This is a genomic window from Ruegeria sp. CDSC081 (genome assembly GCF_059610485.1).
Map to the genome: position 1 here is coordinate 137,046 of NZ_JBXWNS010000003.1, position 23,098 is coordinate 160,143.

Here is a 23,098-nt window from a genome sequence, read left to right on the forward strand (position 1 = left end):
CTCCGGATGCTGTATCAACCGACCAGCGGCAGCAGTATTGCCAAAGACAGAGGGATGCTCACTGCGGCGATCAGGGTTTGCAATGTGACAATCGCTGCCATCAAAGGGGCATCGCCACCCAGTTGCTTTGACAGCGTGTACGAGGATGCACCAGTTGGAACCACAGAATAAACGACAGCAATTTGCAGCACATCCCGGGGCAATCCAACCGCCAACCCGACCACCAGTACCGCTATGGGGAAGACCACCATCTTGCCTAAGAACGCAAGGATAAGCGGTAGCACACTGGCGGCCATAGCGCGCACTCTCAAATTTGCGCCTACGGCCAACAGGGTAATCGGTAAAGCCCCGGCCCCTAAAACGTCTGCTACATCATGTAAAACCGGGATCCGGTCACCGATCAGCTGGTTGGCGCCGAACGCAAGCAATATCGAAATAACATAAGGATTGCGGGCAAGCTCGCGCAGGATTGCAACAGGCAAACTGGTGGCATTGTCGCGTTGCAGTGCACCGACCAGCATGACCACCATTACGATATTGGTGGTCGGCACCAGTATCGCAGTCGCAAGAATAGCGATATCTAATCCTGTGGGACCAAAAAGATTTGCCGCCAGCGCCAGCCCGATGAATGAGTTATGCCGAGCGCTTCCCTGTAGTATCGATGTACCTTGCGGCGCCGCGAACCCAAAAAGGCGCGCACTTATGAAGGCAAAGATCAGCGCCGCAACAAACCCGCCCAGAATGGTAACCGAGTAAAGGCCAAGCGCGGATTTATCGAGTGGCGACAGCGAGATTTTGGTAAACAGCAGACAAGGCATCAGTACCCAATAGACAAGCTTGTCGTTCAGGTTCCAGAAATCGGTGCTGGGGATGCCGCCCTTTCGAAGAGCCAAGCCCAAAGCGATGATCAGAAAGATCGGCAGGATGGAAGTCAGTGTCGTCAGCATGGCGATCCGTGGGCAAAAATGAACACACCCAACCCGACACTTTCAAAGAGTGAAGATCAATGTCATTCGACGCCGAAATTGTACCTCGGTCATCAGGATGCTTCGGACTCGTCGTCTATGACGCCCATTGCATCGATTTCGACCAATAACGATGGATCAGCCAATCCCTGCACGACAACACCGGTCGAACAGTGGTGCACGCCGTCAAACCAGCGATTGATCACCTCGTAAACGGCGGGGCGATAGGAGATGTCGGTGACATAGACGGTAAGTTTGCAGACATCCGCCAAACTGCCCCCGGCTTCTTCCATCCAGCGCTGGATGTTGCGGCAGGCCTGATCTGCCTGTACGCCCGGATCGCCTTCACCAATCAATGTTCCGTCCAGCAGAGTACCAACCTGTCCCTGCATGAACACAAAATCACCTCGGGCCCGGATCGCTTTGGAATAGGTCGCCTGCGCGTGATAGCGGGTCTGATACTTGTGGATATGTGTGCGGGTCATGGCATCCCTTTCTTCAGGTGACGGCGCGAGCCAGATAGTCCTCTACCATGTCACTAAAGCTCTGTTCGACAGCGAATTCGAAACCATCCTGGCATCGCATCACCAATGCCTTGAGGCCAAACAGTTCAGTATAGGTGACAGCGTCTTTGCCGAATGCAGTGTCATGCAGATCCAACGGGCAGGCAATGGACATCACTTCGCCCGCCTGCGGACCCACTACTTTGAAAAAGGCCAGAGTATCCGAAATCTGCACAATACTGATATTGGCGGGACAATCGGTAGGCTTGAGCTGTGCTCTCAACGTTTGTTCCAAATCCAGCGAAGCACGGGCGATCCAGTGGTCTCGCCCGATGTGATACAGCTCAATCGCATCTTTCTCTGTTCGTCTATTAGGCTTATCGGACAAACGGGGCAAAGCGTCCCCCACCCAGTTTTCAATCGCTGCCAATGCCCCTTTGAGATCGAACAGTGCGTTCAGACTCTGGTGTGTGATCTGTACGTCATAGCTCATCTCAGGACCTCAGTAATTTGCCGTCGGGGTCGTGGAACACCGGCTTGGTAATGGTGACCGGGATCACCCCATCTTTCAGGCGCACATGGGCGGATTCCCCATGCCGCGCGTGCCCGTTTTCCAGCAACGCCAAACCGACCCAACGGTCGTTCACCACACTCCAGACACAGGCGGTGACGAGCCCCTCGGTGGCTTCTTTTCGGCCTCCGGGGGTGAGCGGTGCACCTTCGGGCACTTGTCGATTGGGGTCTTCAGGAAGAATGCCAACCAGTTCTCGCCGGGTGCCGCCACCTTCACGACGCAGTACAATCGAACGCTTACCCAAATAGTCAGGCTTCTTCTTCGACATGACCCATCCCATACCCAGATCGTAGGCATCTACAGTGCCGTCCACCTCATGCCCCAGTGACAGAAAGCCCTTTTCGACCCGCAGAACGTGGCTGGATTCCGAACCCACTGGCAGAATGCCAAAGGGCGCGCCCGCCTCGATCACTTTGTTCCACAGTGCAGCCATGTGGCGCGGCGCGACGTTGACCTCAAATGACAACTCGCCAGTGAAACTGACACGCACGACGCGGGCCGGGATCCCAGCCACGGTGCCGTCGCGGAAAGACATGAAAGGAAAGGCCTCAGACGACAGGTCAATATCTGTTCCCAACGCCTGCATGACATGGCGTGCATGGGGCCCGCATATGGTGGCGTTGTTCCATTGGCTGGTCACAGTAGTGATCATGACCTGCCAGTCGGGAAACTCAGTCTGAAGAAGCTTTTCCATGTGCTGGTTGACCGCGTCTGCATGACCCGTCGACGTTGAGACCATCCAACGGTGTTCGTCCAGTCGAAAGACCACCCCGTCGTCCAGGATCAGCCCGTCATCAGACAGCATGAGACCATAACGCCCATCACCGGGTTTCAGGCTGGACATGACATTTGAGTAAAGAAAATCGAGAAAGTGCGGGACATCACTCCCTTTCAGCTCGAATGTGCCGAGGGGGGAGCCGTCATAGACGCCTACACCGTCGCGCACCGCACGACATTCGCGGTTCACAGCCTCCTGCAACCCTTCTCCAAGTTTGGGGAAGTATCCAGGACGCTGCCAACGGGCGCCAGCTTCGTACATCACCGCACCATTGTCCTTGTTCCACTGCGTGACCGGCGTGTGGCGGTAGGGGAACAGCACTGTCTCCTCGCGCAAGCCTCCGATCGCGCCAAAAGAAACTGGTGTATAGGGAGAGCGAAAGGTTGTCGTTCCGACATCCTGCAAGGGCACACCCTTTTGCATCGCAACAGTACCGATAATGTTGATATTACCGATTTTTCCCTGGTCGATGCCCATGCCGCCGGTGGTATATCGCTTGACGTGCTCGACATTGTCATAGCCTTCACGCAGGGCCAAGTGTACATCGCTAACCGCCACATCGTTCTGCAGATCCAGAAATGCCTTTCCACGTTGCCCCGCGACGTCTACGCGCCATAGCGGCTCGATGGCATAGGGGAGGTCCGAACCTCCTTCGATAATCCCGTCAAGCGTCAACTCTCCTGCGGCAGCTCCGACAGCGCGGCAAGCTTGGGCGGCCTGATCGGGTACGAAAGCGGACAACTCCTCATCAAACCGCAGAGTACTTCTGGATTGAGACCACAGATGCACGGTTGGGTTCCAACCGCCGGAATGGCCCAGCAGGTCACAATCGATCCAGGTCTCCGCCCCACTACTGACGGATACTGCACGTACCGCGCGCACTCGCTTGTGACCTCGCACACCTGCGGCGACGGTGCCTGTATGAACGGTGACGCAATGTGCCATATCCAGTGCGGCTTGCGGCACTGTATCGCGACTGTCTAGGATTGCGACGACCAACACACCTGCTGCCATTAGGTCAGCTGCAACTGCGTAAACGCTGTTGTTGTTGGTAGAAAGAACAACTCGCTGTCCCGGAGTGACACCCCAACGATTGACATAAGCCTGTACTGACGAAGCGAGCATGACGCCCGGCCGATCATTGTCTGCAAAAACCATGGCGCGTTCGGTGGACCCGGTGGCGACAACCACCTCGTCTGCACGCACCCGCCAGCTCCGCTCCAAAATATTGCCTTCTAAGGGTTCCCGTTCATTCACAATCAAAAGATTATGTTCGCGATAGGCCCAGACCGTTGCATTTTGCAGATGGATAACGTTGCCCATCCCACGCAATTCTTCAACAGCTTCAGCCACCCAGTCCAATGCGGATCGCCCGTTGATTTTTAGATCCCGGTTTAACAGGCTGCCGCCCGCCTCTGTTCCCTCATCAGCAATGAACACACGTTTGCCAGCCCTGCCCGCCTCCAGCGCGGTCTGCAATCCGGCAGGTCCCGCACCAGCGATCAACACATCGGCATGGGCATGACGCGCTTCGAAGTGGCCCGAAGTAGGAGGTTGCGAGGGTGCTGCCGCTAGCCCCGCGGCTTTGCGGATAGATGGTTCGAACAGATGCCAGTTGGGCCACTTGAATGTCTTGTAGTAGAAGCCCGCTGGAATGAAACGTCCTAACAGCTGATTAACGCCACCAAGATCAAACTCGGGCGAAGGCCAGCAGTTGACTGAGCGGGCGCTCAGCCCATCGCGCAGCGGCACAGTTGTTGCCGGACGGTTACCCGATGAATCTTCACCGTCCAGCTCGACTAAAGTCGCCGGTTCCTCAGGTCCATGACCAACGATGCCGCGCGGGCGATGATATTTGAAACTGCGGGCTGTGATACGGACCCCATTGGCCAGCAAGGCAGAGGCCAGAGAATCTCCTTTGTAGCCTTCATAGGTTTTTCCGTTAAACCGGAACGTCATTGGGCAGGTGCGATCAATACGCCCGCCCGAGGCACGACGATTACTCTGAGCCATCGGGTGCCTCCACAATGTCATGGGTTCGGGTATCGCGCCAGATTGTCAGCCATTCACCGCAACCTCGCCCGTGCCACCATTTTTCCTGCACCGGTCCTAACGGGTTCGGTGCTACAGTCAGGTACTCAACCCATTCCGCGTCGCTCACGGCATTTGGATCAGGCCGATCGGCACCGACAGGGCCGCCAAAGATAAATTCACTTTCGTTACGCTTGCCGCAGAATGGGCAGGGGATAAGCAACATGGTCCTGTCCTCTCTATCGGGCGGTTGTGGTGCCGGCTTCCATCACAAAATCCAGATGACGGAATCGGTCGAGGGTAAATGAAGACATCAGCGGATGAGGCTGACCCATAGCAACCAGATGGGCCAGGGTCAGACCGCCTGCCGGGATCGCCTTGTAACCACCCCACCAACCCGCCGTGATGAATAGCCCCGGCACTTCGGTCTGATCCATGATGGGCGAGGCGTCATGCGCGATATCCAGATGCCCGCCCCATTGTCGCATCAGCTTGAGCTTTTTGAATGACGGGAACAACGACAACATCGTCGTCACAGTATCTTCGAACACGTTTTGCTTGATGTCCCGGCGAAAGCTCTGGCCCATGTCAGGCGCGCCGCCAATTACCATTTCACCCTTGTCAGATTGACTGAAATAGAACCCGCTGTCGGGGCAATTCACGATCACATCGACCAACGGCTGGACTGGCTCGGAAACAAAAGCTGTCAGGTTCATAGTTCGCAGCGGCAGCTTCAGCCCGGCGGTTTCCGTCAACGTTGTGGTATGTCCAGACACCGCTACGACAACTTTCTTGGCTCGAATGGTTCCGCGATTGGTTTCGACACCGTCGATCGCGCCGTCTGCACCTCGGATCAGCGATTGCACTGCGGTCTGCTGGTGGATCTCGACCCCCATCGCGTCCGCCGCGCGGGCATATCCCCAGGCCACTGCATCATGCCGGTTCACACCCGCATCGGTATGTACCATGCCGCAAATGATTGGCAGCCGAGCATCAGGTCCTCCGCCAGTCAGCGCGGGAATGCGACGGCGTAATTCGTCTGTATTGATCTGCTCGTAAGTTGAGCCGTATATGTCCATGACCAATTGCCGTCGCCGAAGCTCTCGCAGCTTGGGCCAAGTCTGTACGACATCTACCATGGTGCGCTTTGAGTGCATCATATTGAAGTTCAGCTCGTGTGTAAGCCCTTCGTACATTGCGACTGATTTGACATAGAACGGGATCGACTCGTCCCGCATGTAGTTTGAACGGATTGTCACCGTATTGCGCGCGATGTTACCGCCGCCCAGCCAGCCTCGCTCCAGCACGGCGACGTCGGTAATGCCAAATTCCTTGGCTAGATAATAGGCAGTGGCCAGACCGTGACCCCCTGCCCCAATCACGACAACTTCATACTGGTCTTTCAGGGGTGGGCTTCGCCAGGCCAAGGGCCAGTTGCGATGGCCAGAGAGCGCGTTTCGAGCGAGTGAGAACACAGAATATTTTTGCATGTTGGTAATTCTATTTACTAAGAAGCAATGTTCGTCAATAAAAATATTTACCTAAATGCAATCCCCGTTTTGGCGCGCCGCAGCATTTGAACGGGTCATCGCGCGCATCGCGTACATGACTTGTTGCTGTATTTGCTGGTTCGGTCAGGTTATTTCGGGTAGGGTGCGTCATGCATGTTCGCATCAAACAGTTTCACCGAAACCTAGCCGGAAAATGGTCAACCCGGTCGAAGTGGCCCTGTTTCATCATAAACTGTCGCAGCTCTCCAACATCCTGACTCCATGAGAACTTAGGCGCATAGCGCCTGTTTTTTTTACCGCCCTCAATCTCGGGTGGAATTTATGGATGGAAAAGCAATGACAAAATCAACTGAAATTATGACGGTTCAGGATACCTATGCACGCGACGGTGTCGTGCTGCTAAGGGATATCCTATCTGACGAATGGCTGACCAAACTGCGGCACGCTGTAGATACCGAAATCAAAAAGGGCGACCGCTATTTCGCCTACAAGAACATGCGTGAAACGCCGGGTGTGTTTCAGGACTATTGCCTGAAGTCGGATATCGGCCAGCGCGTGTCTCAGGTAGCTGGCAGCCCATGGACATCGCTGATCTATGACCAATTATTCGTGAAGGAGCCGGGAACGCAGACTCAAACCGGATGGCATACAGATCAGCCATATTGGCCGGTCTCCGGCCCGATCATGACAATGTGGATCGCGCTTGACCCGGTCGACCCGGACAATGGAGCGCTGGAATTTGTACGTGGTTCACATGCGTGGGGGGCCAAGTACCGTCCGTTCAAAACCGATCAACTCGGTGGTTTTCTACACTATCTGGAACAGGACAATCCCGACTATATCGATATGCCAGACTTTGAGGCAAACCGCGACGACTACGACATCTTCCATTTTGAGAATATGCAGCCCGGTGATGCATTGGCCTTTGACGGGATGACCGTGCATTCTGCTATGGGTAACAGAACCACCACCCGTCGCAGGCGAGGGTATGCAATCCGTTTTGCCGTTGACGGAGCAACTTATGAGCCACGTGATTCCGTCACCGAATGGCTGCATGATGACAGTCTTAAACCGGGCGCGCCGTTTGCCGGTGGACGGTTCCCCGTCATCTACGAAACTGCGTAAATCTGCGGCAGAGGGCCGGATTTCCCAGCCCTCTGCCAAGATCTCAGGCCTTCCGCGCGACGGCCTCCTGTGACGTATTCTCGGCCTCGATAGCACGGTCAAGAACGCGTCGGAATTGTTTGGCGCCCGCATCGAGGCCCAAATCAATATTCGACGTGGTGGCGTTCTTCATACCTTTGTGGACTGCCTCCAGCACATCCTTATCCTCAAGAAATGCCATACGCGCACCGTCATTCATGTAGGTTGACACTTCGGCATCGTCGGCAAGGGAATTACGATGCTGGAACCAGAAATACCTCGTCCGATCCTCATCAATCGGGGTCATGAAATTATATGAGATATTGATGAAGGTATCAGCAACCGGACTCTTGTCATACCCACCGGTTCCAACCGGCGTGTAAATGGACTTGTTCAACCCGATGGCAGGCATGCACATCTCATAGTGTTGCAAGCGGTCGCATTCGCCCCCGAACGCCACAAGCTTGGAATAGTAAGGTGAAGGCGGTTTGTTCTCAATCCAGCGCGACACGATTACACCGCGATCTGTCTTTTCCACGTTCAATGGTTCTTCGTCCGTCCCTGCCCCCGCAAACGAACTCACGTGCACCCAAGCCACATGGCTGGGATCAAGCAGGTTGTCACAGACCCAAAGGTAGTGGCAATCGATATCCATCACGCCACCATCCGTCATCCCCCAGGTTGAGTTATCGAAATTCTCTACGGAGAAAATCTGGTCAGGATTTGCCAGTGCCGGATCCCCCATCCAGATCCAGAGCAATCGATAGCGGTCAACCACCGGATAAGATCTGACAACCGCACGGCGTGGCGTCATCCCACGCTGGGTGGGGCTGTCTATGCACTTGCCCGAGCAGTCGAAAGTCAAACCGTGATAGCCGCACTCGACTAGATCGCCTATCAGATTGCCCTTAGACAAAGGCAGCTTGCGATGTGGGCACGCATCCTCCAGGGCAACCGGCGCGCCATCCTGCTGGCGATAAAGCACGACGTTTTCGCCCAGAAAGGTCTCGGCCTTCAATTCGCGACCAATATCTTTGCTCCATGCGGCAACATACCAGCAGTTTTTCAGATACATGATCCCGCTCTCCGTTCAATATCTAGCTTGCGCCAATATGGGGTAATTTCCCCGCACTTCGCCATGCTGGATTGGTAATGGGAGATATAAGGCTTACTAATTTGACTCGTTTGCGAGCAGCGGGATGTCGGGTTGCGCTTTGGCTTCGGCATGAATCCAGTTCAGGAATTCGCTGACCTTTTGGCTATCCTTCGTCTCATGCCGCCGCACCAGCCAGTAGGACAAAGGCGATGGCGTCAAATGTGGGAACGGTCGCACCAATCGGCCATCACAGAGTGCGTCGATCACGAGCGGCTCACGACCGAGCGCTACGCCGAGCCCTTCGATTGCAGCTTGTACAACCATATTCGACTGCCCCAACCGACGTGTACGCAGCACTGTCGGCAAGTTAAGATCACATTGCCGGGCCCAGAATTCCCACGTCGGGTTAGCCGCACCATGACGTAGGTTTTCATCCACAAGCAGTGTGTGACGAGACAAATCTTTGATGCCATGAAGATCGGATAACAGAGCTGGAGCACAGACAGGAAAAAGCCGTTCTTCCATCAACAGATCGGCCTGCAACCCCGGGTACTCACCCAGCCCATACCGAATGCCGATATCCGCATCGGCACCAGAAAAGGGGTGCTGCCCGGTATCTGTAGCGATCGAAATCGACAGGTCGGGATGCGCCAAATCAAAGTGAATAAGCCGCGGAAACAACCAGTTAAACGCAAAGCCCGGCAGACATGAAATGACTATTGTTCGGTCGCTGCGAGTTTTATCCCGCAACTGAGCGCAGACGTCAGAAATACGCCCCAATCCATCGGATATAGCCAGAGCCAGCTGTTCGCCCTCGCGTGTGGGACGTGACTGACGCGCACCGCGCACCAGCAATTCTCTGCCAAGCCATTCCTCCAGCGACCTTACATGCTGGCTTACCGCACTTTGACTTACACCCAGCTCTTCGGCTGCTGGCGAAAAGCCGGAATGGCGGACGACCGCCTCAAGAGCGCGAAGCGCCGAGTATGGCAAATTCAGGATCATATTAGCTATCCTAATGTCAGGCATTACTTCTTTCAAATGGATTAGAGTCGATACAGGGCTCTAGATTTCTAAGATCAAATCTTTGGGGGTACTGATGTCCGACACAACGCCCGGGCGAGGAGCACTAAACCTTCTGGTGAACTGTGCCCATGCAACAGCGGGCGACCGGTTGCTGATCGCCTACGAGCCTCCGCAGTTCGGGTATTTCGACTCAAATTGTGTAGACATCGTCAGCCAGGCGGCACAGCAGCTAGGGCTAATTGTTGATGCGGTCGATGTAGGCTTCAACCCTGACAACCCCCATCTCTCGCCCGACCTTCTTGTCCGATTTCGGGCTGCAGACATCATCCTGTTCCTGGCGCGCCTGGGCGATCAGTTGCGGTTTTCGGACATGCCGCAGGGCAAAAGGATCATTGTCAGTTTTGCGGTGAACAAAGAACTGCTGGGCTCGGGGTTTTCGAACGGCCACCACGATGCGTTTCTGGAACTCAAGTCAGACGTCAATGCGGTGCTTGATGCGGCAGACGAAGTCCGGATTACCTGCCCGCTGGGTACTGATGTACGTGGACACCCGATTATGGATCTGAAGCCCACTGGGGATACCTCGATCCTGCGCTTTCCAATGTCCGTCTTTACACCGGTTCCAGCACATAGTTTTTCTGGCAGGGTGGCCGTCAGTTTTCTTACCGGGACCGGGTCGAGGTATTATGACAATTATACTGTCGAATTCGACGAACCGGTTTTTGCAATCATGGAAAATGGCCGGTTAACGCGGTTCGACGGCGACCCTGCTAATGTTGCAAGGGCTGAGGCCCACTATGACCGGATTGCCGGGCAGTTCGACATAGATCGTAAATTCGTACATTCATGGCATGCAGGGATTCACCCAGGCTGCGGATATCCCTGGGATATGCGAGAAAATTACGAAAGATGGGGCGGGTCTGCTTTTGGCAATCCGCGTATTCTGCATTTCCACACTTGTGGAGCTTATGCCCCCGGTGAAATCAGCTGGAACGTAATCGATCCGACCATTGTGATCGACGGCGTGACTTACTGGGACAATGGTGTTTTTCACGCTGAACGGCTGCCAGCTGGACCGTCAATTCTCGATCGCCATTCCTGCGCGGCGGCATTGTTTGCTGATCCTGATCCGAATATAGGATTGCGTGCGGTTGTCTGATCATTCCTAACTTGATCGAATCGCGCCCAGATAGGATGATCTATTGTTAATAGGACCCGATCAAGTTGGTCTTATGGTGCGGAGCACTCCCGTCTCCGGTGCCGGTATGTACGAGGAGGGCAAGTCCCCCCGCACCGGCAAAATTATGGAACCCACATGTCAAAAGCTATCGTTACGCCGCTGACTCAGGCCTTGGCCGAAGGAAAACTCACGCGCGAAGAACTCAAAGGATTCATGCAACGTTCAAACGGACCGGGATTGCGCCATCTGGCGCTTTGGGTCCTGTTGCTCGCGTTTACCACGACGCTGATAACACTTGCCTGGAACAGCTGGCTGATCTGGCTGGCAATGTTCCTGCAAGGCGTTGTCCTGGTGCATCATTTTTCGCTGCAGCACGAATGTGTGCATTACACAGTGTTTCGGACACGCTGGCTGAATGATTTGGTTGGTCAGATCTGTGGGCTGATCATCATTCTGCCGCACCGGTTTTTCCGGTACGAGCATTGCGACCATCATACCTATACCCAACTCACCGGCGAAGATCCTGAACTTATCCCTATGCCCAAGACGATTGGACAGTATCTTCTTTACCTTTCAGCCCTGCCCTATTGGCGCGGTAAGTTCACCGAAGTGTTCCGACATGCCCGCGGACGGCTGAACGAGACAGAGCTGCGCTTTATCCCCAAGGTCGAGCACAAAGCGGTTTTTCGGGACGCGCGCAGGATGCTTGCCATTTACACCGCCATTTTTCTAGCCATGGCTCTGACCGGCTGGTGGGGCCTGATCTGGTATTGGATCATTCCACTGTTTCTGGGGGAACCAGTTATGCGATTTGTGCGAATGACCGAACATGTGGGGCGACCAACGGTTGCCCAGATGTCGGAAAACACCCGCACCAATCTGGTATCAACACCGATGGCCTTTCTGTGCTGGAACATGAACTATCACGCGGAACATCATTACGTTGCATCGGTTCCATTCCATTCGCTGCCGCGTTTGCATGAAAAGCTGAAGGATCACATTTTTGTCGAAAGAGGCGGCTACTTGGCAGCGCATCGTGACATTCTGCGGCAAATTTTGCGGCGTGAACCCGAGCAATCGGCAGAGGTTTGAGCGATGGGAAATGAGAAACCATGGCGCGACCTGATCGATGTTGCGAAGCTGGAAAAGAACTGGGTCACGCGCGTTGAGATCGGACCACGGCTAATTGCCGTTTATGATACGCCAAGCGGTGTTTTTGCCTCGCTGGCGCTGTGTAACCATGGCGGCGCTGATTTATGTGACGGCTACTTCGATGGACACGTGATTGAATGTCCGTTGCATCAGGGCGCGTTCGATGTACGAGACGGCAAACCCGTGTCAGCACCCGCAACGCGAGCAATGCGCATTTTTGACACTCGGGTCGAAAATGGAATGGTTCAGGTCAGGCTATGAATGTGTCCACATACCTGTCAGCCATGTGCGTTAGGCAAGCGCCGGTATTCCGGGCATAGCCACATATCCGTGTAATGCTTCAACCCGTCGGATCCAATTTCGAACCGACGGGTACGGGGACAATGGAATGTTGCCCTGATAAGCTAACGCTGTGTACGGGTAACAGGCCAGATCCGCCAGGGTCAGCCTGCCACACGTCAGCCAAGGGCTGTCTGACAACTGCCGCTCCATGATCTCCAGCGACGCCTCGCCCAGTGATTGCGGTCCGATAAGATCAATATCCCGTTCAAATAAAACAATCGCTCTGGCTGTTGCCATGCCGTGAAATATCTCATTGACCGAGAATGAGAGCCACTGCTGAATCTCGCCGTGTTCTTCCGGTGTCCTGGGTCCCCAATTCTCAGCGTCGTATTTCTGTGCCAGGTACAACATGATTGCCGTACTGTCGCGCAGAACAAATCCGTCATCATCGATAACAGGAACCTTGTGCAGCGGGTTTATCCGCAGAAACTCTTCCTGTGTCTGGTCGCAGTTCAGCAGATCAATATCGATGAGCTGATATTCAAGCTTCAGCATCGACATCAACAATCGGACTTTGTGGCAGCTACCAGATAACTTGAAATCATAAAGATGTATCATTCGGGTCGTCCGACCTATCGTTTATCCGATCGTTTTTCGAGGCGGGAAAAGATACGGCTGAGGCCAAAACAGACGATAAAATAGAAAGCTGCTGTCGTGATCCAGGCCTCAAAGATCATACGTGAGGACGCAACAAGTTCGACGGTCTTGTATGTCAGTTCCTGTACTGAGATCAGTGACAAGATCGAGCTGTCCTTAATCAACGAAATAAATTGGTTTGCCAGCGGCGGGACCACTTTCTTCAACGCTTGAGGCAGGACTACATAGCGAAGTTCCTGTAGTTGACTCATCCCGATCGAACGCGCGGCTTCGCGCTGGCCTTTCGGAATTGACTGAATACCCGCCCGGATAATTTCCCCGACAAAGGCGCTTTCAAACAACGCCAGAACGATGACTCCGGAAACCATTGAAGGGAAACGCCGCATTTCACCAAAAAAGAAAGTCCAGACCTGGTTGTTCTCTTGCCGCGCGATCCCACGCGCCCAGCGTTCGAGATTCAGGGCGTCAATCAGTTGTTGGGACAGGAAAAAGAAGAAGATAAAGACGACAACAACCGGTGGCACGTTGCGCAAAAACTCGAGGTAGGTTCGGGCCAGCATCCGGATTGTCAAATTAGCTGAACACCGGGCAACGCCCAAAATAGTGCCCAACAGAAGGGCCAGAATGCCGGAATAGATACTGATGCGGACGGTGGCAGCTAGCCCCTGCAAAAGCAGGTTGGCAAAGTACTCTTCACGACTTGAATGCCAGCCGACTATATATCCAGGAATAAGCTCCCAGCGCCATTTGTAATTGAGCGTGCCTTCGATCGACAGCCAGATATACCCGAAAAAGGCAATCAAAATCGCCATGATCAGGTAGTCGGGCCATCTGAGCTTCTTGATGAAATTCTGCACCGGGCGCGCTCCGCGTCAATCTCGGGGGCGGTGCACCCGCCCCCGGTTAGTTTAGTTACTGCGCAACCTGATCAGCCCACTCTTCGGTGGCGAACCAATAGTTGTGACGCTCTTCCAGCCAACCGGACCGCCATTGCTGTGCAATCCAGTTGTTGAAAAAATTCATGGCATCCGGATCACCTTTGCGCACCCCAAAGGCCTCACCGCGCGGGTCATAGAGATTTTCGAACGGAACGGACAACGTTTCAGGATTGCGCCCCGCTTCGCGGTTTGGAGTCGGTTGCGCAGCCATTGATGCATGCGCGTTGCCGTTTAGAACTTCCTGGGTCGAAGCCCCGTCCTCATCGAACAAAAGCAAGGTCGCATCAGGGAAGTTCTGTGCGATCACCGCAGCCGGGGTCGCACCGCGGCGGGCGGCAAAAGTGATCTCTGGTTTATTGAAATCTTCCAGGGTCATGCCTTCGGTCATCGATTTGTTGGCCAGGATGGCCAGACCTGAATAGGCGTAAGGATCGGTAAAGTTGATGGTCAGGTTTCGCTGCGCGGTCATCGACATACCTGAGATAATCACGTCGAAATTGGACGACACCAACGCAGGGATGATGCCATCCCAGGCGGTTGGAACAAATTCGACCTCGACCCCCATGTCTTCGGCCAATTTGCGCCCGACATCCAGTTCGAAGCCGATCAGCTCACCATTATTGTCACGCATCGACCACGGCACGAACAGTGAAAGACCAATCCGGATCACCCCGTCCTGCTTGATGGTTTCAATCACACTTTCACTGGACAGTTCCTGGGTCGCGCTTTGTGCCCAGCTTGAGGTCGCCAGTCCAGTCGCCACGACCGCACCCAGGGCTACCCCGAGCATTCTGCGAGAAAGCTTCATATTGGTTCTCCTTGTTGTCCGACAATTTGTTCAGGTTTATTGGTCGACGGCATATTTCTTCTCCAGATAGCTCACGCCGATCGACAGGATCAGGGTCACCACCAGATAGACCAATGCGATGGTGAACCAGATTTCGAAACTCATGTAGGTGTCAGAAATGATGTTACGTCCGAAAGTGGTCAGTTCGGCCACCGCAATCACGCTGACAATTGCTGATGATTTGATCAGATGAACGACCTCCCCGGTCATCGGCGGGAGCATGAACCGCACCGATTGCGGCAGGATGATGTAACGATAGATCTGAAAGGGGCTCATCCCGATGGATTTGGCCGCTTCCCACTGACCCGTGGGGATGGCGTTGATCCCCGCCCGCAAAATCTCAGATATCAACGCAGAATGAAACACCGCCAGGGTCAAGATACTCGCGGTATAACGATTAAACCCGAAGATCGGACCCAGCACATAGTAAAAGAGATAAAGCAGAACCAAGAGCGGGATGTTCCGGATAAGCTCAAGATAGCCAATCGCAACCGCTGAACCCACGACCAGTCCGGACAGCCGCAATAGCGCCAACAACAACCCCAGAACGGTTGCCAGCAAAAAGGCCGTGACGGATAGTTGAATAGTGGCGACCAGACCAATAGGAATTTCGCCCCACTCGAACCCAACCTCGGTATTGCGGTAAAGGAACTGTGGTACGCGGTACCACTGCCAATTATACCCCATGCCCTGAGCACCAGCATAAGAGCCATAGGCAATCAAACCTACGATGATTGTATAGATAGCGATCGATACGGGTACTGAGCCAAAAAACCTCTTAATGACCGGCGGTTTCGGCAGCGCCTGACCTGTAGGTCCCGAAATGCCCAGATCGCTCATATCAGTGTTCCAGAATTTGGTTTAGAAACAAGCGACAGCGTTCGCTTGAGGGGTTGGTAAAGAACTGTTCCGGCGGCGAAACTTCGACAATTTGCCCCGCTTCCATAAAAACCATCGTATCAGCGACCTTACGGGCAAATCCCATCTCATGGGTGACGACGACCATGGTCATACCGGTCTCAGCAAGTTCAACCATCACATCCAGCACTTCGTTGATCATTTCGGGATCAAGGGCAGAGGTCGGCTCATCAAAAAGCATGATCCGGGTTTCCATGCACAGGGATCGGGCAATGGCCACCCGCTGTTGTTGTCCACCAGATAGTTGAGCCGGGTATTTATCTGCTTGTTCAGGAATGTGGACCCGGTCCAGATAATTGCGCGCAATCTCTTCGGCCTGAGATTTTGATACCTTGCGCACCTTCATCGGTCCGATCATCAGGTTTTCAAGAACCGTCAGATGCGGAAACAGATTGAACTGTTGGAAGACCATCCCAACTTCTTGCCGTAATTCGCGGATTTCCTTTATGCCTTCATATACTTCGATCCCATCGATCACGAGACGCCCGGAATTGTGCCACTCCAAACCATTGAAACAGCGGATCAACGTGGATTTCCCCGAACCGGACGGGCCGCAGATCACCACCTTTTCACCCTGATGAACACTCAGATCAATGTTCTTAAGCGCATGAAATGAGCCATAGAATTTATCCAGGTTGGTTACCTCAATCATGGGAGAAGGTTGGTTCATGACGGGCCTGTCGTTTCGGGAGACCACGCTTTCGGGTGTCCTCGTGAGTGGATGAAATCAGAGGTGAGAAAGCTACCGCCCCGAAAATCCGTCGGGAAATTCTGTTGCCGTGGCACGATCCGGGGATTGCCCAGATAGCAGCCGTTGGCTTGGCGATGCGATTGAGTGGAGCAATCGGGCAAGGCCATAGAATCCTCAATTCTGTTGCACGCTAATTAATATGGTTGCTTAATATGCAATATTCGTCAATAAAAAACTCAACGGGCAGGTTTTGGCTGCCTCAAAATTGAGCTGACGACCAAGGGAGGAAACATAAATGTCTGCCTGGATTCGGATGATTTCTGACGAAGAAGCCGACGATCAGCTAAAGGCCACATTGGATATGGCACGCACGCCGCACGGGACAGTGGATAATGTCATGCGCGTGCATTCCCTGCGGCCCAACACAATGAAAGGGCATGTTATTTTGTACCGGGCGTGCCTGCACGATCACGCAAACTCCATACCGATGTGGTTTCAGGAAGTCATCAGCTCTTACGTGTCGGCCCTGAACAACTGCCCCTACTCCTATGCCAACCACTGGGCAAACGCTCGGCACCTGATTGATGACAATGTGCGCGCCGATGAAATTGAAGCTGCGCTAAAGGCCCACCAACCGCAGGATGCTTTTGAAGGGGCACACCTTGCTGCATTGATCTATGCCGAGAAACTTACCCTAGCACCCGGAACGATGGTTGAGACGGATGCAACCACTCTGAAAGTTGCAGGTTGGGAGGACGGCGAGATCCTCGAAATCAACCAGATTGTGAGCTATTTCAACTATGCCAACCGTTTACTAAACGGTCTGGGCGTCACCACGGATGGGGACGTCGTGGGTTACTACGCCGACGAGTGACAGGATGTATCATGCAAGGTGACACTCCGGGAAGACAAATTGATCGCGCCATCGGCGCGTCGCTAAAAGAGCTGCGCCAAAGCCGGAAGCAATCAGCCCGCCGACTTGCCGAACAGTCTGGCATATCTGCGGCGATGGTAAGCCGCATAGAGAATGGATTGGTTTCGCCCTCGATCGACACATTGGCCGCATTGGCCGAGGCGCTTGAAGTTCCCATCGTCTCGTTGTTTCGCGAAGCACGAACGGATCACACCGACTATACCCTCGTCCGTCACGGTCAGGGATTGAAATCCACCCGGCTGGCGAGCGGTCATTCCCATGAGTATGTCAATCTCGCACTACATTCCCGGAAAGATCTGAGGTTTCAGGCACGCCGTGTAACTCTGCTGCGTGACGAGGGCCATCCACCAACCTACGTGGGTCACGGCGTTGTCTTTGTTCAGGCGATCGAGGGGCAGGCGGTTTATCGTTATGGTGAGGCCCGGTTCACTTTGTCGGCGGGGGACAGTATCAGCGTGGATGCCGAACTGAACCATGGATTTGAAGAAGTTTTAACACCCGAATTTGTCTTTTTGACTGTGCAGGCCGAGCGCCCGTAATGAACTGCTGACATGGCCATTCCAGCCGAACTTGATCTGACACGCGGACCGATCTCGGCGCATTTTCGAACATTGGCAATTCCTGCCGCAGTCGGAATGCTGTTCAACACCCTCTACAACGTCGTGGACATGTTCTTTGCAGGGCTTTTGTCCACCAGCGCACAGGCCGGGTTGGCACTGGGGTTTCAGGCGTTTTTTATTGCCATATCGGTCGGCGTTGGGCTTGGGGCCGCGATGAGCGCTCTTGTTGGAAACGCTCTGGGAGCCGGCGATCATCGCAAAGCCCGTCGGCTGGCCGCGCAAGGAATGAGCTATGGACTCATAGCGTCCGGCCTATTGGCATTGGCTGGGCACTGGTATGGTCCAGCTCTGATCCGGCTGGTGTCTGAGCCGGGCGCATATCGTGATGCGGGGCTGCGTTACTTCTATTGGTTGCTCTTGGCTCTGCCTGGGTTCTTGCTGGCGTTTGGGTGCAACGGTATCCTACAGGCGCACGGCGATGCGGTTTCGATGCAGCGCGCACTCGTGGTCGCATTTTTTGTCAATATCGGTCTAAACCCGCTGTTGATCTATGGCATTCCAGGTCTGGTTCCCGGCATAGGCTTCGATGGTTTGGCTGTCTCGACCGTCATCAGTCAGACCGGCGTCATGGTCTTCATGGTCCGGCAAGTACTCGGACGGCGAAGGATGAGGCGCATACGATTCAGAAACTTTGCCCCACGTTTGGAAAAGTTTGCCGAAATATCTGTCCAGGTTCTACCAACAGCCACATCCTTCATGGTGATGTTGCTGTCAGGTTTTGTCATGCAGTTCGCCCTGAAAATCTTTGGGGAACACGCAATCGCGGGCCATGGAGTGGCAATTCGACTTGAACAGATTCTACTTTTGCCGGTGCTGGGTGTAACCGGGGCGCTGCTACCAATTGCGTCCCAAAATTTTGGAGCCCATGAATACGCCAGAGTAAGGGAAGCAATGTTTTATTGCTGGAAAGTTGGCTTCATCATGACAGCTATCGCAGCGCCAACACTATGGATATTTGGAAGACCCTTGCTGCGGCAGTTTACTGATGACCCTGAAGTCATCCGCGTTGGAGTGAGTTACTTGCGCGTCGATAGCCTGATACTGCCTTTCTATATGATGCTTTTTTCGATCAACTCTCTTTTGCAAGCTTTGAAAAGACCGATCTGGACGGTGTGGATCAGCCTGTATCGGCAAGGGTTTGGGGTAGCCTTTTTTGTCTGGGTTTTTGTTTGGCTGCTGGGCTTTAACGAAACCGGTGTTTGGTTTGGCACCGCGGCTGCCGTTGTGACAGGATGGGCGATCGCTCTCATCGTGACCACACATGTAGCACAGCGCGAGATAGGGGGGTTTTGGGTGTTGTCACGTTAACATCCAGCCCACAAAGAAGTGCCCATGCTCAGATTTCAAGCTGCTTGGGAGGCGACATTCCAGGCATCAAATGGATAGTGCCAACTTGTTTGCGCGTTCTGAACTGGTTACCGCTCACGCATGAAGATACCGTTCAAAATACCGCGCCTGAAGGGCTATCGTTTTTCCACGAGAGCTCATCGCCTAAGCCGCCTGGATTTACCATCGTTTTGCGCTCAGTACTGCTCAGGTTAAAATTCTGCGCGCTGCGCGCAGTGTTACGGTCAGCGGTCCGAACTTGATGACCCAGCGGCGGGGGGTCGCGAAAGAAATATCGACCCCGCGCTGCAGAAGCCTCGCGTCAACTTCACGCAAGCTCGAACATAAAGCCACACAGCCTGGGTAATGATCCGAGAAGGAAATCGGTGACGCTTGCAGGTGATGGGCGATGGATTTATCGATGCCACCTACGACCAATTCCAAGCATGAGTAACCGAACAACGGTTAATGTGACAACACCTCTGAATGGGTTTCCACAGATCGATTGGATTTAATTCCGGATCGTGAATGCGAGCAAACCTTCCAATCCCCTATCGCGACTTCGGCGCCGCTTTCGATTCCGGCAACATTCAGCTCTTTGAACGTCGCATCAAAGTCCGCGACGTGGAATGTTCAGCATGAAGCCCCGGTCTCCGGGATAGTAGTCGCTGTCTTTCGGGAACGTCGAAAAGATTGTCATGCCGCGCTCGCTGATCCAGGATTGCATGGTGGGCGAAGCCGGAGTTGACGGGATTGATAGATGGGTCCCATACCATTCTGCTAGTCTAGCCGGATCATCAGATCTGAAGAAAGATCCTCCAATTCCATAAATTTGTGCAGTGTTAGATCTCCTTTGGTTAGTTTCGGTTAGGATCGTTCTTCTGGCCGATGACACAAATCGCCGGAGTGGCCCCGCCAAAGATCTCGATTTCGGTCACGTTCTCGAAACCAACAGCGTGGAGCGCTTCCTCGATGCTGGCGATCATGCGTCGCGCAGCACCCGGGCCATCCGCGTCCAGCCGTGGCTGATAGGTGGTCAGGCAATGCCCGCCAGTAGCCAATGCTTCATATACTGCACCAAAAAACCCGTGTTTGTCGCTTTGAAACTGTATGACGTTCAGCGAGAAGATGCGGTCAAATGCGCCCGGCCAGTTAGCAAGGCGGGCGATCCCGCCCTCGATCAACGTGACTCTGTCTGCGGCACACTGTTCTCTTAGCCGATTGCGAGCCTGCCGGATCATCACCTCGGAATGGTCAAGACCTACCACCCGCCCTGACGTTACAACAGAGGCACATTTTGCGAGGGCCAGACCGGGGCCGCAGCCGATCTCAAGCACGCGGCTATCGGGCGACAGAGCCATCAAATCGACTGTTCTGTCATTTCGGAAACGGTTCGATTGCCGCGCTGCCATGATCCGTCCCGCCAACGCACCCAACAGGCCTGATGGATGCCGAAACTGTGCGACGATCTTCGGTTTCATCGACACTACGCGTTACCCGCGCGAGACATCCACAGGGGCATCGCCAGCAACCCGCCAATCGAAAGAACGAGAACGCCGAGGGCAAGCGCATGGCGATACGCCATCTCGGGAAACCCCAGAAGGTCCACCGCAAAAGCATTCCACGACCACAGGGTGGCGACACCCCATATAAATAGTGCGACAATGACGATGCCGAAGGTCTTGCTGTGGCGTTTCGAGTGCTGAATCACGTTAGCTCCCCTTCTCCATCATGATTTCAAGCGCGTCGTTGAGACTGGCCAACAGCTGCGCCGAAGCAGCGACATCATGCGCTGCCATGGCCTCGGCCAACGCGGCCATCGGTGCGTCTTCCCGGTCCTGCATCTCGGCAAAAAGATCAATGCCGGTTGGGGTGGGCAAATAGAGTACTGATCTCTTGTGATCGGGATTGTCCTGCGCGTGGGCAAGACCTTTCTCCAACAGGGTATTCATGTTTTTCTGCACATGCTGACGCGAGACACCTTTGGCTTTGGCGATATCGGGCACCGTTTGCGGCGCCTTGAAGATCAATGCCTGAAGGACCGCCCGCATCGACGGATTGATGTCCAGATCGGCGTGCAGAGCTTCGGCAACGGATTTGAGCCGGTTGAACGCTACCCTTATTTCTCTGATCAGCGCGGTGAGTTCTTTGTTTTGCGGCGTCACGCGGGGGCTCCGGGATTCTATTTGACAACTTAGGTGTCATTATGAATTATGACAACTTAATTGTCAATATGGTGATGCTGCTCATGTTCACGCAAACCCATCTACTGATCGGAGCCGCAATCTTCGCGAGGCCGGGACGCACTACGGTTGCTCTGGCTGGTCTGATGGGCGCGTTAGTGCCTGATACCGATGTCTGGACGATGTTCATGGTCGAGCGGCAGCAAGGGGCCAGCGGGTGCGAAGTGTTTCATTATCGGTACTGGGAGCAGCCGTGGACAACGCTTCAGATGCTGCTGAACTCGATCCCCTTGTATCTCGCCCTTATCGCCCTGGGCCTCACCGGTCTGATCCTGCCTGCCGTTTGGCCACGTAGGATCGCGCTGATCGTGATCGTGTTCGCCAGCTCCGCACTGCTGCATGTGGGGATTGATTTTCTGCTGCACCATGACGATGCGCGCGCGCAATGGATGCCTTTCACGAACTGGATCTTCCGCTCACCAGTTTCCTATTGGGAACCTCGATACTACGGTCGGGTTTTCATGGTACTCGAGATCGGCTTGGGGCTCACTCTCGCCGTATTGATCGGCCTGCAGTTTCAGTCAAGGTGCGTGTGGGCGGCGGTTGCAATTGTGTCGCTTGGTTACGCAGGGTCGATTGCCGCTGCTCTGGTGTCTGGTGACGACCACGTGCGGGGGCCAGGGTCCTGCGAAATCCTCGAACTGGATGCTGGGTCGATGCTCACGGCCGGTGCGGGCAAGTCGATGATAGGCGCGCGCGGAGATGGCCATTATTAAAGATCATTTCATGCGATGGCGTTGGAAAATGTGGGGCGCATGGTGCATCCTTGCAGCTACCGGCGTGGCGTATGGGGTTTTCGCTATCGCAGCAAGTATTGGCCTTGCTGAAACTGACAAGATGCGCGCGCTGCCGTTGCCATTTCAAATCCATGCTCTGGCTGGCGGAATCGCATTGATCGCCGGGATAATGCAGTTCAACCCTGCGATACGAACCCGTTTCATTCGCGCGCATCGCTGGGGTGGCCGCATCTATGTCTACAGCGCATGTCTGGCGAGCATCGCGGCGGTACTCAATGCTGCATTCTTCGATGTGAGCTGGGCCGCGAGATTGTCGTTTTTCCTGCTGGGATTCTTTTGGCTCCTGTCCACGCTTTTCGCATACAAGATGATCCGGAAACGCAATGTTTCTCTGCACCGTGAATGGATGTTGCGAAGTTATTTCCTGGCGTTTTTCTTCGTGACATTCAGCTTCTGGGTGCCGGTCCTGGCAGGCGACAATCTGGGAACAGGCACGGCATATTTCATCGCTGTAGCGATGAGTTGGGTCCCCAACCTCCTACTTGCAGAAGTATGGATTCGAAGAACGCGCGACAGAGGCAGCGCGTCAACAAGTTGACCGAACGCGAGATTTGGTATTTTGCCAAGGAGCCGATATGCGTCGGGCGCGCAACGTTTGTCAGAATGGGCTCTTTGCGATCATGCGGCAGTGCAGATCACCGCTTCGGTGGAAGACGCCCGTGCCGACGTTGACGGCCCAGAGCCGACATCCCTAAGCCAACTTACATGCTGCGGTCGCAGCCCGCATTGCTGCCCTTCGCCGCGAGTGCGAAGCCTGAAGGCCATTATGCTCACTGTTTGCGGGACCTTGCTGCCTTTCGTGGAAAGCGCATCAAGGACCGGTTTGGCGAACCGTTCAACAACCGGTCGTTTTTGGGAAGTGATTACCAAGAAACCATGGGCGGCT

Annotated in this window: 25 protein-coding genes and 1 pseudogene; 9 read left to right on the forward strand and 17 right to left on the reverse strand. The window is 54.4% G+C overall.

Features of this window, described 5'->3' with window-relative positions; genetic code table 11:
* Positions 1 to 14: 14 nt before the first annotated feature.
* The 6 genes from AC2FH9_RS06235 to AC2FH9_RS06260 form a co-directional block, all read right to left on the reverse strand.
* A complete protein-coding gene (locus tag AC2FH9_RS06235) occupies positions 15 to 947 on the reverse strand; it encodes an AEC family transporter (protein WP_496691494.1) in 933 nt (310 codons plus the stop codon).
* Between the two features lie 92 nt (positions 948 to 1,039).
* Positions 1,040 to 1,450 (reverse strand): RidA family protein, encoded by a 411-nt coding sequence (locus tag AC2FH9_RS06240; protein WP_496691493.1) that lies wholly within the window; start codon positions 1,448 to 1,450, stop codon positions 1,040 to 1,042.
* A 13-nt stretch (positions 1,451 to 1,463) separates the two neighbouring features.
* Positions 1,464 to 1,961 carry a sarcosine oxidase subunit gamma gene (locus tag AC2FH9_RS06245; protein ID WP_496871088.1) on the reverse strand — a complete coding sequence of 166 codons (498 nt, stop codon included), beginning with the start codon at positions 1,959 to 1,961 and terminating at the stop codon, positions 1,464 to 1,466.
* A 1-nt stretch (position 1,962) separates the two neighbouring features.
* Positions 1,963 to 4,833 (reverse strand): 2Fe-2S iron-sulfur cluster-binding protein, encoded by a 2,871-nt coding sequence (locus AC2FH9_RS06250; protein WP_496871089.1) that lies wholly within the window; start codon positions 4,831 to 4,833, stop codon positions 1,963 to 1,965.
* Positions 4,820 to 5,077 carry a sarcosine oxidase subunit delta gene (locus AC2FH9_RS06255; protein WP_496691490.1) on the reverse strand — a complete coding sequence of 86 codons (258 nt, stop codon included), beginning with the start codon at positions 5,075 to 5,077 and terminating at the stop codon, positions 4,820 to 4,822. Before AC2FH9_RS06255 ends, AC2FH9_RS06250 begins: the two co-directional genes overlap by 14 nt.
* A 13-nt stretch (positions 5,078 to 5,090) precedes the next feature.
* Positions 5,091 to 6,341 carry an FAD-dependent oxidoreductase gene (locus AC2FH9_RS06260; RefSeq protein ID WP_496871090.1) on the reverse strand — a complete coding sequence of 417 codons (1,251 nt, stop codon included), beginning with the start codon at positions 6,339 to 6,341 and terminating at the stop codon, positions 5,091 to 5,093.
* Between the two features lie 357 nt (positions 6,342 to 6,698).
* Here AC2FH9_RS06260 and AC2FH9_RS06265 point away from each other — a divergent pair, with 357 nt between their 5' ends.
* The gene (locus AC2FH9_RS06265; protein ID WP_496871091.1) at positions 6,699 to 7,487 is read left to right on the forward strand and encodes a phytanoyl-CoA dioxygenase family protein; all 789 of its coding nucleotides are present in this window, start codon (positions 6,699 to 6,701) and stop codon (positions 7,485 to 7,487) included.
* Positions 7,488 to 7,530: 43 nt separating this feature from the next.
* Here AC2FH9_RS06265 and AC2FH9_RS06270 read toward each other — a convergent pair whose 3' ends face one another.
* Positions 7,531 to 8,580 carry an aromatic ring-hydroxylating dioxygenase subunit alpha gene (locus AC2FH9_RS06270; RefSeq protein WP_496871092.1) on the reverse strand — a complete coding sequence of 350 codons (1,050 nt, stop codon included), beginning with the start codon at positions 8,578 to 8,580 and terminating at the stop codon, positions 7,531 to 7,533.
* Positions 8,581 to 8,676: 96 nt separating this feature from the next.
* Entirely contained in the window at positions 8,677 to 9,606 is a 930-nt protein-coding gene (locus tag AC2FH9_RS06275) for a LysR substrate-binding domain-containing protein (protein ID WP_496871093.1), read from the reverse strand.
* A 94-nt stretch (positions 9,607 to 9,700) separates the two neighbouring features.
* On the opposite strand from AC2FH9_RS06275, the gene AC2FH9_RS06280 reads away from it, so the two are divergent.
* The 3 genes from AC2FH9_RS06280 (at position 9,701) to AC2FH9_RS06290 (ending at position 12,220) form a co-directional block, all read left to right on the forward strand.
* Positions 9,701 to 10,786: a hypothetical protein gene (locus AC2FH9_RS06280; protein WP_496871094.1), complete on the forward strand. Its 1,086-nt coding sequence runs from the start codon at positions 9,701 to 9,703 to the stop codon at positions 10,784 to 10,786.
* 156 nt (positions 10,787 to 10,942) lie between these two features.
* Positions 10,943 to 11,899 carry a fatty acid desaturase family protein gene (locus tag AC2FH9_RS06285; protein WP_496871095.1) on the forward strand — a complete coding sequence of 319 codons (957 nt, stop codon included), beginning with the start codon at positions 10,943 to 10,945 and terminating at the stop codon, positions 11,897 to 11,899.
* A gap of 3 nt (positions 11,900 to 11,902) precedes the next feature.
* Positions 11,903 to 12,220, forward strand: a complete 318-nt coding sequence (locus AC2FH9_RS06290; protein WP_496691483.1) for a non-heme iron oxygenase ferredoxin subunit — start codon at positions 11,903 to 11,905, stop codon at positions 12,218 to 12,220.
* Between the two features lie 30 nt (positions 12,221 to 12,250).
* Here AC2FH9_RS06290 and AC2FH9_RS06295 read toward each other — a convergent pair whose 3' ends face one another.
* Genes AC2FH9_RS06295 through AC2FH9_RS06315 form a run of 5 tightly spaced genes read right to left on the reverse strand, consistent with a single transcriptional unit; the run spans position 12,251 to position 16,253 of the window.
* Positions 12,251 to 12,859, reverse strand: a complete 609-nt coding sequence (locus AC2FH9_RS06295) for a glutathione S-transferase family protein (RefSeq protein WP_496871096.1) — start codon at positions 12,857 to 12,859, stop codon at positions 12,251 to 12,253.
* Between the two features lie 14 nt (positions 12,860 to 12,873).
* Complete coding sequence (locus AC2FH9_RS06300) at positions 12,874 to 13,755, reverse strand: amino acid ABC transporter permease (RefSeq protein ID WP_496871097.1); 882 nt, start codon at positions 13,753 to 13,755, stop codon at positions 12,874 to 12,876.
* Positions 13,756 to 13,810: 55 nt separating this feature from the next.
* A complete protein-coding gene (locus AC2FH9_RS06305) occupies positions 13,811 to 14,644 on the reverse strand; it encodes a transporter substrate-binding domain-containing protein (RefSeq protein ID WP_496691480.1) in 834 nt (277 codons plus the stop codon).
* Between the two features lie 36 nt (positions 14,645 to 14,680).
* Positions 14,681 to 15,523, reverse strand: a complete 843-nt coding sequence (locus tag AC2FH9_RS06310) for an amino acid ABC transporter permease (RefSeq protein WP_496871098.1) — start codon at positions 15,521 to 15,523, stop codon at positions 14,681 to 14,683.
* A gap of 1 nt (position 15,524) precedes the next feature.
* Positions 15,525 to 16,253 (reverse strand): amino acid ABC transporter ATP-binding protein, encoded by a 729-nt coding sequence (locus AC2FH9_RS06315; RefSeq protein ID WP_496749913.1) that lies wholly within the window; start codon positions 16,251 to 16,253, stop codon positions 15,525 to 15,527.
* A 334-nt stretch (positions 16,254 to 16,587) separates the two neighbouring features.
* On the opposite strand from AC2FH9_RS06315, the gene AC2FH9_RS06320 reads away from it, so the two are divergent.
* Genes AC2FH9_RS06320 through AC2FH9_RS06330 form a run of 3 tightly spaced genes read left to right on the forward strand, consistent with a single transcriptional unit; the run spans position 16,588 to position 19,154 of the window.
* A complete protein-coding gene (locus AC2FH9_RS06320) occupies positions 16,588 to 17,166 on the forward strand; it encodes a carboxymuconolactone decarboxylase family protein (protein ID WP_496749914.1) in 579 nt (192 codons plus the stop codon).
* Positions 17,167 to 17,177: 11 nt separating this feature from the next.
* Positions 17,178 to 17,765: a helix-turn-helix domain-containing protein gene (locus AC2FH9_RS06325; protein WP_496691476.1), complete on the forward strand. Its 588-nt coding sequence runs from the start codon at positions 17,178 to 17,180 to the stop codon at positions 17,763 to 17,765.
* A 12-nt stretch (positions 17,766 to 17,777) separates the two neighbouring features.
* Positions 17,778 to 19,154, forward strand: coding sequence for an MATE family efflux transporter (locus tag AC2FH9_RS06330; RefSeq protein ID WP_496749915.1), 1,377 nt, complete (start codon positions 17,778 to 17,780; stop codon positions 19,152 to 19,154).
* A gap of 264 nt (positions 19,155 to 19,418) precedes the next feature.
* Here the strand turns inward: AC2FH9_RS06330 and AC2FH9_RS06335 are convergent.
* The 4 genes and pseudogenes from AC2FH9_RS06335 to AC2FH9_RS06350 form a co-directional block, all read right to left on the reverse strand.
* Positions 19,419 to 19,591, reverse strand: a pseudogene (locus AC2FH9_RS06335) (IS6 family transposase); the annotation flags it as partial.
* A gap of 438 nt (positions 19,592 to 20,029) precedes the next feature.
* A complete protein-coding gene (locus tag AC2FH9_RS06340; protein WP_496749916.1) occupies positions 20,030 to 20,653 on the reverse strand; it encodes an SAM-dependent methyltransferase in 624 nt (207 codons plus the stop codon).
* Positions 20,654 to 20,658: 5 nt separating this feature from the next.
* Entirely contained in the window at positions 20,659 to 20,883 is a 225-nt protein-coding gene (locus AC2FH9_RS06345; protein ID WP_496871099.1) for a hypothetical protein, read from the reverse strand.
* A 1-nt stretch (position 20,884) separates the two neighbouring features.
* Positions 20,885 to 21,337: a MarR family winged helix-turn-helix transcriptional regulator gene (locus tag AC2FH9_RS06350; RefSeq protein ID WP_496871100.1), complete on the reverse strand. Its 453-nt coding sequence runs from the start codon at positions 21,335 to 21,337 to the stop codon at positions 20,885 to 20,887.
* Positions 21,338 to 21,420: 83 nt separating this feature from the next.
* On the opposite strand from AC2FH9_RS06350, the gene AC2FH9_RS06355 reads away from it, so the two are divergent.
* A complete protein-coding gene (locus tag AC2FH9_RS06355) occupies positions 21,421 to 22,131 on the forward strand; it encodes a hypothetical protein (protein ID WP_496871101.1) in 711 nt (236 codons plus the stop codon).
* Entirely contained in the window at positions 22,118 to 22,750 is a 633-nt protein-coding gene (locus AC2FH9_RS06360; protein ID WP_496698206.1) for a DUF2306 domain-containing protein, read from the forward strand. Before AC2FH9_RS06355 ends, AC2FH9_RS06360 begins: the two co-directional genes overlap by 14 nt.
* Positions 22,751 to 23,098: the final 348 nt, after the last annotated feature.